At 68.1% G+C, this 15292-nt stretch carries 12 protein-coding genes; 8 read left to right on the forward strand and 4 right to left on the reverse strand.

All coding sequences use genetic code 11. The features are described from left to right. Positions 1-16 precede the first annotated feature (16 nt). A complete protein-coding gene (locus tag ACWAUG_RS03305) occupies positions 17-1465 on the reverse strand; it encodes a glyceraldehyde-3-phosphate dehydrogenase (protein ID WP_460801204.1) in 1449 nt (482 codons plus the stop codon). 129 nt (positions 1466-1594) lie between these two features. On the opposite strand from ACWAUG_RS03305, the gene ACWAUG_RS03310 reads away from it, so the two are divergent. Further along, positions 1595-2242 (forward strand): HAD-IA family hydrolase, encoded by a 648-nt coding sequence (locus ACWAUG_RS03310; RefSeq protein ID WP_460801206.1) that lies wholly within the window; start codon positions 1595-1597, stop codon positions 2240-2242. Positions 2243-2248: 6 nt separating this feature from the next. On the opposite strand, the gene ACWAUG_RS03315 is transcribed toward ACWAUG_RS03310, so the two are convergent. Next, positions 2249-3511 carry a hypothetical protein gene (locus ACWAUG_RS03315; protein ID WP_460801208.1) on the reverse strand — a complete coding sequence of 421 codons (1263 nt, stop codon included), beginning with the start codon at positions 3509-3511 and terminating at the stop codon, positions 2249-2251. Between the two features lie 209 nt (positions 3512-3720). On the opposite strand from ACWAUG_RS03315, the gene ACWAUG_RS03320 reads away from it, so the two are divergent. Continuing rightward, a complete protein-coding gene (locus ACWAUG_RS03320; protein WP_460801209.1) occupies positions 3721-5454 on the forward strand; it encodes a thiamine pyrophosphate-binding protein in 1734 nt (577 codons plus the stop codon). A 6-nt stretch (positions 5455-5460) separates the two neighbouring features. Here the strand turns inward: ACWAUG_RS03320 and ACWAUG_RS03325 are convergent, their stop codons facing one another. Together ACWAUG_RS03325 and ACWAUG_RS03330 are read right to left on the reverse strand one after the other, a co-directional pair. Next, a complete protein-coding gene (locus ACWAUG_RS03325; protein WP_460801211.1) occupies positions 5461-7332 on the reverse strand; it encodes an FAD-dependent monooxygenase in 1872 nt (623 codons plus the stop codon). Positions 7333-7394: 62 nt separating this feature from the next. Further along, entirely contained in the window at positions 7395-8768 is a 1374-nt protein-coding gene (locus tag ACWAUG_RS03330) for an MFS transporter (protein WP_460801212.1), read from the reverse strand. Between the two features lie 122 nt (positions 8769-8890). Between ACWAUG_RS03330 and ACWAUG_RS03335 the strand changes: the two genes are divergently transcribed. Genes ACWAUG_RS03335 through ACWAUG_RS03360 form a run of 6 tightly spaced genes read left to right on the forward strand, consistent with a single transcriptional unit; the run spans position 8891 to position 15273 of the window. Then, positions 8891-10330, forward strand: a complete 1440-nt coding sequence (locus ACWAUG_RS03335; protein WP_460801215.1) for a fumarylacetoacetate hydrolase family protein — start codon at positions 8891-8893, stop codon at positions 10328-10330. Positions 10331-10335: 5 nt separating this feature from the next. Further along, entirely contained in the window at positions 10336-11007 is a 672-nt protein-coding gene (locus tag ACWAUG_RS03340) for a GntR family transcriptional regulator (protein WP_460801217.1), read from the forward strand. 13 nt (positions 11008-11020) lie between these two features. Then, on the forward strand, positions 11021-12517 hold the full coding sequence (gene hpaE, locus ACWAUG_RS03345; RefSeq protein ID WP_460801337.1) for a 5-carboxymethyl-2-hydroxymuconate semialdehyde dehydrogenase: 1497 nt from the start codon (positions 11021-11023) through the stop codon (positions 12515-12517). A gap of 10 nt (positions 12518-12527) precedes the next feature. Then, entirely contained in the window at positions 12528-13694 is a 1167-nt protein-coding gene (gene hpaD / locus ACWAUG_RS03350) for a 3,4-dihydroxyphenylacetate 2,3-dioxygenase (RefSeq protein ID WP_460801219.1), read from the forward strand. Beyond that, positions 13691-14479 (forward strand): 2-keto-4-pentenoate hydratase, encoded by a 789-nt coding sequence (locus ACWAUG_RS03355; RefSeq protein WP_460801221.1) that lies wholly within the window; start codon positions 13691-13693, stop codon positions 14477-14479. Before hpaD ends, ACWAUG_RS03355 begins: the two co-directional genes overlap by 4 nt. Continuing rightward, entirely contained in the window at positions 14464-15273 is an 810-nt protein-coding gene (locus ACWAUG_RS03360; protein ID WP_298037075.1) for an HpcH/HpaI aldolase family protein, read from the forward strand. Before ACWAUG_RS03355 ends, ACWAUG_RS03360 begins: the two co-directional genes overlap by 16 nt. The last annotated feature ends 19 nt before the right edge of the window (positions 15274-15292 follow it).

Consider the following 15292-nt stretch of genomic DNA (forward strand, 5'->3'; position numbering starts at 1 on the left):
CCGGCATCCGTCCCGATCAGGCGTCGAGCGTGACCTCGCGACGGGCAGGCAGCACGACCGGATGAGAACCCGCCATGACCTCGAGCACGCGAATCACCTGGCAGGAGTAGCCGTACTCGTTGTCGTACCAGACGTAGAGCACGACGTCGTTCTCGTTCGCGATGGTCGCGAGACCATCGACGATGCCGGCCCGGTGCGAGCCGACGAAGTCTGTGGAGACCACCTCGGGGCTCTCGACATAGTCGATCTGCTGGCGCAGCCTCGAATGCAGCGAGACGCGGCGCAGGTAGTCGTTGAGCTGGTCCCGGTCCGCCGGGTTCTCGAGCGTCAGGTGCAGCACGGCCAGCGAGACATCGGGGGTCGGGACACGGATCGCGGATCCGGTGAGCTTGCCCTCCAGCTCCGGCAGAGCCCGCGCGACCGCCTTCGCCGCCCCCGTCTCGGTGATGACCATGTTCAGCACCGCCGAGCGGCCGCGCCGATCGCCCGTGTGGAAGTTGTCGATGAGGTTCTGATCGTTCGTGAACGAGTGCACGGTCTCGACGTGCCCGCGCACGATCCCGTACGCCTCGTCCATCGCCTTGAGCACCGGGGTGATCGCGTTCGTCGTGCAGGACGCCGCCGACACGATGCGGTCGGAATCCGTGATGGTGGCGTCGTTGATGCCGTGCACGATGTTCTTCAGATCGCCCTTGCCGGGTGCGGTCAACAGCACGCGCGCGACGCCGGCGGACTCGAGGTGACGGCTCAGGCCCGCCTCATCGCGCCAGCGCCCGGTGTTGTCGACGACGATCGCATCGCGGATGCCGTAGGCCGTGTAATCGATCGTGCCGGGGTCGTTGGAGTAGATCACCTGGATGCGGGTGCCGTTCGCGATGATCTGCTCGGCCTCCTCATCGACCGTGATCGAACCGGCGAAGTTGCCGTGCACGGAGTCGCGCTCCAGGAGGGATGCGCGCTTCACGAGGTCGTTCTCGGCGCCGCGGCGCACGACGATCGCGCGCAGACGCAGACCGCTGCCGCCGCCGGTGTGGGCGATCAGGATGCGCGCGAGCAGACGCCCGATGCGCCCGAAGCCGTACAGCACGACATCCGTGGGCTCGGCGGGCTCAGCCCCCATTGCGGGAGCGAGAGCCTCGCGCAGATAGACCTCCAGATCGCCGCCGTGCTCGGCATGGCCCGAGACGAGCCGGGCCACGTCGATCGACGAGGCGCCGGGAGCGATGTCGTGCAGGGTCTCGAGGACCGCGAGCGTGTCCTCCAGATCGATCTGCTCGTGACCGAGCTGCGCGATGCGCTCGTGCAGCTCGATGACGCCGGTCGTCGACAGTCCCAGCAGTCGATGCCCGTGCAGGGACGTCACCGCTTCATGATCGCGTCGCAGTGCGCCCACCAGCGGGATCATCCGCTCGGCGAGCTCTTCTTTGGCCGTCCAGTCATCGCGATGTGCCGCGAAATCGTTCATCAGCTTCCTTGCATGTGAGAACGCGCTCCGAAGATCGTCCGGGCGCGTGATTGCCGGGTGGGACATCGGGGGATGCGACCAGGATACCCCGTCCGACGACGGCCGGTCCGATCGGGATACTCTGGCCGCATGACCACGATCACCGCCCGCGCCGCGCTCCTCGACATGGACGGCACGCTCGTCGACTCCACGGCCATCGTCGAACGGCTCTGGTGGGAATGGGCGGAGCCCCACGGCCTCGACTGGCGCACCGTGCTCGAGACCGTGCACGGCAGGCAGGGGTGGCAGAGCATGGCGATGCTGCTCCCCGACCGCGACCACGGGATCAACATCGTCGAGAACGAGCAGATGCTCGACCGCGAGAGCATCGAGACCGACGGGGTCGTCGAGATCGCCGGCGCCGCACGATTCCTTCAGTCCCTCGCCCCGTTCCCGCACGCCGTCGTCACCTCGGCGAACCTCGCCCTCATGACCGCGCGCATGGGGGCAGCGGGCCTCACCATCCCCGCACTCGCGATCACCGCCGAGCGGGTGGCGAACAGCAAGCCCCATCCCGAGGGCTTCCTGCTCGCAGCATCCATCTTCGACGTCGCCCCCGCCGACTGCGTGGTCTTCGAGGACTCCGGCGCCGGCATCCAGGCGGGCCTCGACGCCGGCATGACCGTCATCGGCGTCGGACCGCACGCCCCGAAATTCTCACCGACTCACCACGTCGACGACCTCACCGGCATGAGGATCGACGCGGATGCTGCAGGCTTCACGATCAGCTTCGGCTGAGCGTCCTCACCCGAAGACCGGCATCTCCAGCGCGTCCGAGCCGCCGAGGATGATGCCCACGATCCGCGAATCCGGTTCCGTTCCCGTTGCCGGATCAAGGGAGAAGGTGACGGTTCTGCCCGAACGGTCCGCCGCGACATAGCGGTTCTGGCCCGGCGCGATCAGATGCACGAAGGTGCCCTGCGGAAACGCCGATACCGCCGTCGACAAGGCATCCCCCACGCGGATGCCTTCGACCGACGGGAGCAACGCTCCATCCACGACCTCATCATCGCCCCACAGGCTCTCGGCGCCGATCATCACCGAGGTCACGGCGATGCCGTCGGACGACCGCAGGACGACGCGGGCACCATCCTCGGCGGTCAACGCCCATTCCCCGGGGATGTCTGTGGAGACCACGACATCGGGAACCGCGGCGAGCGCATCCTCGACGGTGTCGCCGAGACGGATCGGCCCGATGCCCTCAGGCGTGATCGTCCACTCGCCCCACGGACCGGAGGCGTCGCTGGCGGGAGTGTCCTCCTCCTCCGCGGGCGGATTCTCCGTGAGCTCTCCGATCAGCCTCTCCTCCGCGGAGAGCATCGTCTCGACGAGCAATTCAGTGACCGCCCGAGTGTCGAGGCCATCGCCGGTCGTCGCCGGATGCTGAAGCACGATGAAAGCGTTGCCGACCGTTCCGTAGGCGACGAACGACGACCACCAGCCGCAGTCCTCCGCCGGTGCGCACAGGACACCGGCGACAGCATCCACCTGGCCGTCCGCGATATCGACGACCTGATCGAAGACCGCCGGCCCGTCGACATCGAATTCTCCGCAGCTCTCCGCTGCGGTACGGAAAGCGGAGAACATCTCCTGGGCACGGTTCTCACTCGGATACTGCATGGCAACGAGGCGACCGGACGGTTCGTCGGTCGGCCCCGTCCAGCTCACGGCGCGCGCAGCGACCGCGTCCATCGTCGGTTCATAGACGAACGCCTCGCAGATGGCAGGGCTGAACGGTGCTCCGCCGCCATCGGAGATCACCTCGAGGAAATCACTCGGCTCCACGAAGGACTCGGCTCCCGGAAGCAGCGTCGAAAGATCCGCCGCGTCCGGCAGCAACCACGCCAGCTCAGCGGAGCTGAACGACAGCGGACCCTCATACGCCGCCGGAACCTCGGCATCGGCGCTCGGCGTCGGAACAGCCTGTTCCGACTCGACGGTGCAGCCGCTGAGGATCAGCGCACCGACAGGAAGAAGGACAGCAGCGGACAGCCGGGCAGAGTGCATGGGTGGTTCCCTCTGTGGAGTGATCGCTCGACGAAACAGCAACAGCCCGCTCAGCATAGAGGATGCTGAGACCGCGGCCGTCAACGCGATAGCATCGTCAGGTCCGGCTACCCGCCGGTGTTCGAAAAAGGGACACGAAGCCCCGGCGCGATGACGCACCGCGCGAGACATATACGGAATCGACCGATACCGTCTCGAAAGGCTCAGCCATGCCCTCCGTCTCCGCGCACGTCGCCCTCACCCTCGCCCAGCAGATCGACGCCGTCTTCGGCGTGATGGGCAACGGCAACGCCTACTTCCTCGATGCCCTCGAACGTCAGACCCCCGCGACCTTCACCGCGGTGCGCCACGAACAGGGCGCCGTCGTCGCCGCCGACGCCCACTACCGCGCCTCCGGCCGCATCGCCGCAGGAACCGCCACTTACGGAGCCGGCTTCACCAACACGCTCACGGCCCTCGCCGAGTCGGTGCAGGCGCGCATACCGCTCGTGCTCATCGTCGGCGACGAGCCGACCTCCGGGCCCCGCCCCTGGGACGTCGATCAGATCGCCCTCGCCTCGGCCGTCGGGGCGCGAACCTACACCGTCGGGCGCACGGACGCCGCCGCGACCACCGTCATCGCGATCGAGCACGCGCTGACCTACCGCCTTCCCGTGGTGCTCGCAATCCCCTACGACGTCGCCGCGGTCGACGCCGGTGATGTTCCTGCGGTGTCGGCCCCGCGCGCCCCCGAGCCGCTCGGCGTTCACGGCGAGTTCGCGTCGGGGATGCTCGACGAGATCGCCGCAGCGCTCGCTTCGGCGCAGCGCCCGCTCCTGCTCGCCGGCCGCGGCGCGTGGCTCGCCGGTGCAGGGCCCGCGCTGGGAGAGCTGACTGAGGCGACGGGCGCGCTGACCGCGTCCACCGCACTGGGCCGAGGGATCTTCCCGAACGCGTCCTACGACCTCGGCGTCACGGGCGGGTTCGGCGCCGACGGGGCGATGAGCACCGTGCGCGAGGCCGATGTGGCCGTCGTGTTCGGAGCATCGCTGAACCAGTTCACGATGCGCTTCGGCGAGCTGTTCGCACCGGGGACCGCGGTGTTCCAGGTCGACGTCGCCCCTGCCGCGACCCACCCGCATGTGGGCGGTTATGTGCGCGGCGACGCGCGGCTGGTCGCGGAGGCACTGGTGGAGCGGGTCGCCCAGCCCTCCGCCTTGCACAACTCAGGAGATTTTCCGCAGAACCCGCAGCTTTCGGATGCCGCGACCCCGGTTTCTGCCAGTCCCTCCGGAGTTATGCACGCGGGGTGGCGCGAGAGCGTCGATATCGAGACCGCGCGCACCTACGAGCCGGGCGACGACCTCGCCCCGGATGGCCGTCTCGATCCCCGCTCGGCGGCCCGACGCATCGGCGAGCTGCTGCCCGCCGACCGCTATGTGGTCTCCGACGGCGGGCATTTCCTCGGCTGGTCGAACATGTACTGGCCGGTGGCCTCGCCCGATCGGGTGATGATGGTCGGCACGGCGTTCCAGGCGATCGGACTCGGCTGGCCGAGCGTCGTGGGAGCGAGCCGTGCACAGCCCGACTCGACCATCGTGCTCACCAGCGGTGATGGCGGTGGTCTGATGGCGATCGCCGACCTCGAATCCGCGGTGCGCACCGCCCGCGGCCGCGGCTGCGCCGTGATCTGGAACGACGCCGCCTACGGCGCCGAGGTGAACCTCTACGGTCTCAAGGGCCTCGCCGAGGCGCCGATGCGCATCCCCGAGGTCGATTTCGCCTCCCTCGCCGCGGCGGTCGGCGCCGAGGGCGTCGTCGTCCGCACGCTCGCCGATCTCGAACGCCTGGGCACCTGGAGTACGGAGGACCCGGCGCAACGCCGCTTCCTGCTGTTGGATCTGCGCATCTCCGGCGATGTGATCGCCCCGTACCAGCAGGAGATCATCCGGGTGAACAGCTGACCGCGTTTAACGGGCAGGCAGGAAGACCCCCTCGAGGAACTCCGCGAATTCGGTGATCGCGTCCAGCGGCAGCACGGCGGCGACGTACTGGTCGGGACGGACGACCACCACGACGCCGTCGCGGGAGAGCTCGCGCGCATCGAAGAGGTCGGTGTCCGTCCAGGTGTTGGGGGTTGCGGTGTAGACCTTCTCCCAGTCGATGAGTCCGAGCGCACCGGATTTCGGCAGGAACAGCTCCGGGGTGTCGAGCAGCACGACGTCCTCGAACGCCTGCTGGTAGATGGCCTTCGCGTCGATCACGGCATCGGGGTCAGCGCCCACCGGTGTGATGCCCGCGATCAGGGGTGCGGCGTTGGCCGCCCAGTCGCGCAGGCCCTCCCCCGAGACATCCGAGAAGGCGTACACCCGCCAGCGCCCGTCGGCCGTGGCGTGGTGCCCGAGGTGCACGATGTTGCCGTCGCAGACGCGCACGACCTCGGCGGATTTGAGGCGCTTGCCGAGGGGGAAGCCGGCGGCGAGCGCCTGATGCCGATCGGTGCCGGTGATCATCGAGGGTGCGTATTGCGTCATGAATCCGGAGGGGAATTCGGCGGTGCCGAGATAGTAGTTCGACAGTTCCTGCGGTTCGGAGATCTCCTCGGGCTTGCGGGCCATGAGGCTGGACCATTCGCGGTCGAAGTCGATGAGCTGCTGGGCGACGGGCTGTCGTTCGTCGGTATAGGTGCGCAGCAGGCTCTCCGGGCTGCGCCTGGTGAGGACGGCGCCCAGTTTCCAGCCGAGGTTGAAGCCGTCCTGCATGGAGACGTTCATGCCCTGGCCGGCTTTCGCACTGTGGGTGTGGCAAGCGTCGCCGGTGAGGAAGACACGTGGCGTTTGATCGGATGATCCGGAGACGTCGTCGAATCCGTCGGTGACGCGGTGCCCGACCTCGTAGACGCTCGACCACGCGACCTCCTTCACGTCGAGCGTGTAGGGGTGGAGGATCTCGTTGGCCTTGGCGATGACCGCTTCGATCGGCGTCTGGCGCACCCGGTGGTCGTCGTCGGCGGCGACTTCGCCGAGGTCGACGTAGACGCGGCTGAGGTATCCGCCCTCGCGGGGGATGTGGAGGATGTTCCCGGCCTTCGCGTTGATCGCGCATTTGGTGCGCCAGTCGGGGAAGTCGGTGTTGACGAGCACGTCCATGACGCCCCAGGCGTGGGCCGCGAACTCCCCCACGTGGGTGCGGCCGATCGCTTCGCGCACGCCGCTGCGTGCGCCGTCGCAGCCGACGACGTATTTCGCGTGGATCGTGCGCTCCTGGCCCGTGCGCTCTCCGACGGTGTATCGGATGCGGACCTCGACCGGATGCTCGCGGTCGGGGTGGGTGGTCAGGCCGAGGAATTCGACGCCGTAGTCGGGCACGATGCGGCCGGGCGCGGCGGCTGCGGCTTCGGCGAAGTAGTCGAGCACGCGGGCCTGGTTGACGATGAGGTGCGGGAATTCGCTGATCTTGAGGCCGTAGTCCTCGGTGCGGGTCGTGCGGATGATCTCATCGGGGTTCTCGGGATCGGGGCCCCAGAAGTTCATGAAGGCGATGTTGTAGGCCTCGGCGGTGATGCGCTCGGCGAATCCGAAGGCCTGGAAGGTCTCGACGCTGCGCGGTTGGATGCCGTCGGCCTGTCCGAGCTCGAGTCGGCCGTCGCGCTTCTCGATGATGCGCGTGGTGATGGTGGGGAACTGCGCCATCTGGGCGGCCAGCAGCATGCCCGCGGGGCCGGACCCCACGATGAGGACGTCCATCTCCTCCGGCAGGTCGACGGGCCGGTCGATGCCGGTGCCGGCTGCCGCAACGGTGCGCGGGTCCTGCGAGACGTATCCCTGGTGGTGGAACTGCATCGGTACTCCTTCGTCGTTCGCGGGGGCGGATGCCGCGGCATCCGCCCCCGCGGCTCACATCGTCAGGCGCGGGCGAGACCGCGGATCGGGCTGATGGCCTGCTCCTGCTCATGGTCGGGGCCCAGCGGGATCCCGCTGCGGTCGCGCAGCAGGAGGGTGGCGATGAGACCGATGAGGGTCATGCCGGCGAGATACCAGGTGACGGCATCCGTCGACCCGGTCGCATTCACGATGGCCGCGGCGATCGTCGGGGCGAACGCGCCACCGAGGATCGCGCCGATCGCATAGGAGATCGAGACGCCAGAGAACCGGATGGATGCCGGGAACAGCTCGGCGTACAGCGCGGCCTGCGGTCCGTAGGTGAATCCGAGGCCGATCGTGAGGATCGCGAGGGCGGCGAACAGCGCGCCGACGCTGCCGGTGTTGACCAGCGGGAACAGCAGTGCGACACCGCCGAGCTGGAGGACCCAGCCGATGATGTAGGTCGTCCGCCGGCCGATGCGGTCGCACACCCATCCGGCCAGGAGCGTCGTGAGCAGCCAGGTCACGGCGGAGCCGGTGACGGCCCACAGCACCGGACCGCGGTCGAGACCGATCGGCCCCTCGGGGTCGGTGGCGTATCCCTGGATGTAGCCGCCGGTGGTCATGTAACCGACCGCGTTGTTGCCGGCGAAGACGAGGGCGGCGATCAGCACGAGGAGTGCGTGCTTGCGGAACAGCTGCACGATCGGCATGTTCGCCTTCTCCTTGCGCTCGGCGAGCTCGGCGAACACCGGGCTCTCCTCGACGTTGCGGCGCACATAGTGGCCGATGAGGATCAGAACGACGCTGAGCAGGAACGGGATGCGCCATCCCCATGCGAGGAAGGCGTCTCCCGGTGCGATCGCGGTCATGATCGCCATGACGCCCGAGGCGAGGAGGAGCCCGAGGGGAACGCCGATCTGGGGCGAGGCGCCGAAGATGCCGCGCCGCTTCTTGGGCGCGTGCTCGACGGCCATGAGTACCGCGCCGCCCCATTCGCCGCCGGCGGAGATTCCCTGGAGGATACGGAGGAAGACGAGCAGGATCGGGGCGCCGATGCCGATGACCTCGGCAGTCGGAAGAAGACCGATCAGTGCCGTGGCGGCTCCCATGAGGATCAGCGTCCACATGAGCACGCGCTTGCGTCCGAGCTTGTCGCCGAAGTGCCCGGCGAGGAAGGCACCGAGGGGACGGAAGAGGAAGCTGATGCCGACGGTCGCGAACCCGAGGATGACCGTGTTCGTGCCGAGGGCGGAGAAGAACAGCTGCCCGAAGACCAGGCCGACGGCCGTGGCGTAGATGAAGAAGTCGTACCACTCGACGGTGGTTCCGACCACGGTGGCGAAGACCACGCGTTTGCGGTCCGCCGCGGTGGCGATCGTGCCGGTCGGAGTGAACCCGGACTGGTCAGTCATTGATGCTCCTTGTGTGACGTCGTTGTCGGTTGTCGGGGTGCTTGCCCCCTGACGACAGGATGATATACGATTTCGAATACATCACACAAGGGTGATGTCGACGACGCAAGGAGGCGCCCGACGTGACGGACCAGATCCCCCGCCCCGGCAAGATCATCGCGATCCACCTCAGCTACGCTTCGCGTGCCGAGCAGCGCGGACGCCGTCCGGCGCACCCCTCCTACTTCTTCAAAGCGCCGAGCTCGATCGCCGCTTCCGGAGACACGGTCGAGCGCCCCGCGGGCACGGAGCTGCTGGCGTTCGAGGGAGAGATCGCCCTCATCATCGGCGCCCCGGCCCGCCATGTCCCCCTCGAGGATGCCTGGTCCCACGTGGCATCCATCACCGCGGCCAACGACCTCGGCCTCTACGATCTGCGCGCCAATGACAAGGGCTCGAACGTTCGCTCCAAGGGCGGCGATGGCTACACGCCCCTCGGGCCGTCCCTCATCGATGCGCACGACGTCGACCCCGACAGCATCCGGGTGCGCACCTGGGTCAACGGCGAACTGCGCCAGGACGATGACTCGGCCGGCCTCGTCTTCCCCCTCGCCCAGCTCGTCGCCGATCTCTCCCAGCACTTCACCCTCGAAACCGGGGATGTCATCCTCACGGGGACGCCCGCGGGCTCATCGGTCATCGTTCCGGGCGATGTCGTCGAGGTCGAGGTCGACGCCCCCTCCGCCCCCGGCGCCCCCACGTCCGGCCGGCTCGTCACGACCGTGACGCAGGGCGACACCCCGTTCGACCCGAGCCTCGGCTCACTCCCGACGGTCGATGACACACAGCGCAGCGAGGCCTGGGGCACGCCCCCGACGACGCCGGAAACGGCTCCCGCGCTATCCGCCGACCTGCGCGCGAAGCTCGAGCAGGCTCCGACCGCCGGACTCTCGGCCCAGTTGCGCAAGCGCGGCCACCACCACTGCTTCATCGACGGCGTCGCGGCGAACCTTCCCGATGCGAAGATCGTCGGCGCAGCCCGAACTCTGCGCTTCATCCCCGCACGAGAGGACCTCTTCGCCAGCCACGGCGGCGGCTACAACGCGCAGAAGCGGCTGTTCGACGCTGTCGGCGAGGGGGAGATCATCGTGATCGAAGCCCGCGGCGACTCCACGACCGGCACGCTCGGCGACATCCTGGCGCTCCGCGCCGTCGCGCGGGGCGCTGACGGCGTCGTCACCGACGGCGGTGTCCGCGACCACGACGAAGTGGCCCGCATCGGGCTACCCGTGTTCTCTCGGGGCGCCCACCCCTCGGTGCTCGGCCGTCGCCACGTCCCCTGGGACGTCGATGTCACGATCGCCTGCGGCGGCGCGGCCGTCCAGCCCGGCGACATCATCGTCGGAGACGGCGATGGCGTGATCGTCATCCCCCCGCACCTCGCCGAGGAGGTCGCCGACGCCGCGATCGCGCAGGAGGATGAAGATGCGTGGATCGCCACGCAGGTGCAGGCGGGGCATCCCGTCGATGGACTTTTCCCGATGAACGCCGAATGGCGCGCGAAGTACGAAGGCCGCGAATGAAGACGATGAGCAAATCCCAGCAGGCATACCACTGGATCAAGGAGCGCATCGCGGCGCAGACCTTCACCCCCGGGTACCGCCTCGTACTCGGCAGCATCGCCGCCGAGCTCGACATGAGCGCGGTGCCGGTGCGCGAGGCGATCCGCCAGCTCGAGGCCGAGGGGCTCGTGCAGTTCGAGCACAACATCGGCGCACGCGTCGCCATGGTCGATGATCGGCAGTACCGGCACAGCATGGAGACGCTCGCGGTCCTCGAGGGCAGTGCGACCGCGCTCGCCGCCCCCCATCTCACGGTCGACGACATCGCGCGCGCTCGTGCCATCAACGACCGGATGATCGAGACGCTCGCGCACTTCACCCCCTCGGCGTTCACTCAGCTCAACCAGGAGTTCCACGAAACCCTCATCGCGCCGTGCCCGAACCCGCGCCTGCACGAGCTCGTCACGCTCGAGATGCAGCGATTGAACCGCCTGCACGACTCGACGTTCAGCTTCGTGCCCGGCCGCGCGCACGATTCCGTTCGCGAGCACGAGCAGATCATCGCGCTCATCGAAAGCGGCGCCCCGATCGAACGGATCGAACAGGCCGCACGCCAGCACCACGCATCCACTCTCGACGCCTATCTCGACCATGAGCGCACCCGTGCCGACGACGCCGTCGGCGCACCCGCGCACTGATACCGGAGGAATCATGACCGATAACCGCATCCCGCACGACCTGCCGGACCGCATCCGGCACTACATCGATGGCGAATTCGTCGATTCGACCGATGGCGATGTCTTCGATGTGCTCGACCCCGTCACGAACGACACCTACACGACGGCCGCCGCCGGCAAGAAGGCCGACATCGACCGCGCCGTCGCCGCGGCCAAGCGCGCCTTCGACGAGGGGCCGTGGCCGAAGATGCTGCCGCGTGAGCGATCGCGCGTGCTGCACCGCATCGCCGACATCGTCGAGTCCCGCGATGCACGTCTGGCGGAGCTGGAGTCCTTCGACTCGGGCCTGCCGATCACGCAGGCCCTCGGCCAGGCGCGACGTGCGGCGGAGAACTTCCGCTTCTTCGCCGATCTGATCGTCGCGCAGGCCGATGACACCTACAAGGTTCCCGGCCGCCAGATCAACTACGTCAATCGCAAGCCGATCGGCGTCGCGGGCCTCATCACCCCGTGGAACACCCCGTTCATGCTCGAGTCGTGGAAGCTCGGCCCCGCGCTCGCGACCGGAAACACCGTCGTCCTGAAGCCGGCGGAGTTCACTCCCCTGTCGGCTTCGCTGTGGGCGGGCATCTTCGAAGAGGCGGGGCTGCCGAAGGGCGTCTTCAACCTCGTCAACGGTCTCGGCGAAGATGCCGGCGATGCGCTGGTGAAGCATCCGGATGTCCCGCTCATCTCGTTCACGGGCGAGAGCCGCACCGGGCAGATCATCTTCGGCAATGCCGCCCCGCACCTCAAGGGACTGTCGATGGAGCTGGGCGGGAAGTCCCCCGCCGTCGTCTTCGCCGACGCCGACCTGGATGCCGCGATCAACGCGACCGTCTTCGGAGTGTTCTCCCTCAACGGCGAGCGCTGCACCGCGGGATCCCGCATTCTTGTCGAGCGCTCGATCTACGAGGAGTTCGTCGAGCGCTACGCGGCGCAGGCGAAGCGCGTGAAGGTCGGCTATCCGAACGACCCCGCCACCGAGGTCGGCGCTCTCGTGCACCCGGAGCACTACGAGAAGGTCATGAGCTACGTCGAGATCGGCAAGAGCGAGGGGCGCCTCGTCGCCGGCGGCGACCGCCCGGAGGGTTTCGAGACCGGGAACTTCGTCGCCCCGACCGTGTTCGCCGATGTGTCCCCCGAGGCGCGGATCTTCCAGGAGGAGATCTTCGGGCCGGTCGTCGCGATCACGCCTTTCGATGATGATGCCGAGGCCCTGGCTCTGGCGAACAACACCCGCTATGGGCTCGCGGCGTACATCTGGACGAACGATCTCAAGCGCGCGCACAACTTCGCCGCCGCGGTCGAGGCCGGAATGGTCTGGCTGAACTCCAACAATGTGCGGGATCTGCGCACCCCGTTCGGAGGGGTCAAGGCCTCCGGCCTCGGCCACGAGGGCGGCTACCGTTCGATCGATTTCTACACCGACCAGCAGGCCGTGCACATCAATCTCGGCGAGGTCCACAACCCCGTTTTCGGAAAGCAGTGAGGACGCTGACATGACGAACCGTGAAGACATGACCCTGACCTCCTCCGGTTACTACGTGAGCCAGGAGGCGCCGATCCAGACCGACAATCCGATCGCCACTCCGCAGGCCTCGCCGCCCGACATCCTGCGCTGCGCGTATATGGAGCTCGTGGTCACCGACCTCGCGGCATCCCGTCAGTTCTACGTCGACGTGCTCGGCCTGCACGTCACCGACGAGGACGACGAGGCGATCTACCTGCGCTCGACCGAGGAGTTCATCCACCACAACCTCGTGCTGCGCAAGGGCCCCGTCGCCGCGGTGGCCGCCTTCTCCTATCGTGTGCGCACCCCCGAGGACCTCGACCGCGCCGTCGCGTTCTACACCGAGCTCGGCTGCGATGTGCGCCGCAGGAGCGACGGCTTCGTCACCGGCATCGGGGATTCGGTGCGCGTCGTCGATCCCCTCGGATTCCCCTACGAGTTCTTCTACCAGGCCGAGCACGTCGAGCGGATGTCCTGGCGGTACGACCTGCACATTCCGGGCGAGCTCGTGCGCCTCGATCACTTCAACCAGGTGACTCCCGATGTTCCGCGTGCCGTGAAGTACATGCAGGATCTCGGCTTCCGCGTCACGGAGGACATCCAGGACGAGGAGGGCACGGTGTACGCCGCGTGGATGCGCCGCAAGCCCACCGTGCACGACACCGCCATGACGGGCGGCGACGGCCCGCGCATGCATCATGTGTGCTTCGCGACGCACGAGAAGCACAACATCCTCGCGATCTGCGACAAGCTCGGCGCACTGCGCCGGTCGGATGCCATCGAGCGCGGCCCCGGCCGCCACGGCGTCTCGAACGCCTTCTACCTGTATCTGCGCGACCCCGACGGGCACCGCGTCGAGGTGTACACCCAGGACTACTACACCGGCGACCCCGACAACCCCGTCGTCACGTGGGATGTGCACGACAATCAGCGCCGCGACTGGTGGGGCAACCCCGTGGTCCCCTCCTGGTACACGGATGCCTCGCTCGTGCTCGATCTCGACGGAAACCCGCAGCCCGTCATCGCCCGCACCGATGACAGCGAGATGGCCGTCACGATCGGCGCGGACGGCTTCTCCTACACGCGCCGCGACGAGGGCGAGGAGTCGATGCCGGAGTACAAGCAGGGCGAGTACAAGCTCGGACATCAGCTGTGACGCTCACCGCCGAGCAGCGCGAGCGGATCGCTTCCGAGCTCGCCGAGGCCGACCGAGCACACGGGGTGATCCCGCGGATCACGGCTCGTTTCCCGGATGCCACGATCGAGGACTCGTATGCGATCCAGGGCATTTGGCGCGATAAGAACCTCGCTGCGGGGCGCACCCTGGTGGGCCGCAAGATCGGGCTGACGTCGAAGGCGATGCAGCAGGCGACCGGAATCAGCGAGCCGGATTACGGGGTCATGTTCGACGACACGGTCCATGCATCGGGCGCCGAGATCCCGTTCGACGACTTCTCCAACGTGCGCATCGAGGTGGAGCTCGCCTTCGTCCTGGGGGCGCCGCTGGAGGGTCCGGATTGCACGCTCGATGATGCTCTGGCGGCGATCGACTACGCCGTTCCGGCCCTGGAAGTCCTGAACTCGCACATCGAGTTGGAGGGACGCACGATCGTCGACACCATCAGCGACAACGCAGCGTACGGTGCGATGGTTCTCGGCGATGTGCGGATGCGCCCGGATGAGATCGATCTGCGCTGGGTGCCCGGGGTGCTCTCACGCAACGGCGAGATCGAGGAGACCGGTGTCGCGGCCGGGGTGCTCGGGCATCCGGCGACCGGTGTGGCATGGCTCGCGAACAAATTCCATCAGCACGGGGCGCGGCTGGAGGCCGGGGAGATCATCCTCGCGGGTTCCTTCACGCGACCGATGTGGGTGCACAAGGGTGACGAGGTGCGGTGCGACTACCGCGAGATGGGGGTGGTCACGTGTCGTTTCGTCTAGAGCCGGCACCGTCGTTCCGGGAGCGTCTGCGCGAGGCGGGCCGGCCTCTCGTCGGCGCATGGATCTGCTCCGGCAGTCCGCTCGTCGCGGAGATCGTGGCGGGTTCCGGACTGGATTGGGCACTCATCGATGGGGAGCACAGCCCGGTGACTCCGGAGTCGGCGCTCGCCCTGCTGCAGGCCGCCGCCCCGTACCCGATCACGCCCGTGCTGCGGGTGCCGGCCAACGACACGGTACTGATCAAGCAGTTCCTCGATGTGGGCGCGCAGAACATCCTCGTGCCCATGGTGAACACGGCCGAGGAGGCGGCCCGGGCGGTCGCCGCCACCCGATATCCCCCGCTCGGAGTACGCGGCGTCGGCAGCGCGCTGGCGCGCGCGGCGCAGTTCAACCGCATCGACGGCTATCTGCGGCGTGCACATGAGATCACGTCCCTCACCGTGCAGATCGAATCGGATGCCGGGGTGCGCAACGCCCAGCGGATCGCCGAGGTCGACGGCGTGGACGCTGTTTTCATCGGGCCGAGCGATCTCGCGGCATCCCTGGGCCTGCTGGGCCAGCAGGAGCATTCGGATGTCATCGCCGCGGTCGAGCGGACGATCGCGGCGGTGCGCGCCGCCGGGAAGCCGGTGGGTGTGAACGCGTTCTCCCCCGCGACCGCGCGACGCTACCTCGAGGCCGGTGCGCACTTCGTGCTGGTCGCCGCCGACGTATCGCTCCTCGCCCGCTCCACGGAGCGTCTGGCCGCGGAGTGGATTCCCGAGGCCGAGGATCCGGGCCGCGCGGGGTACTGACGGTGTCGGCCCGTCACCG

The organism is Microbacterium sp. GXF6406 (assembly GCF_054798215.1).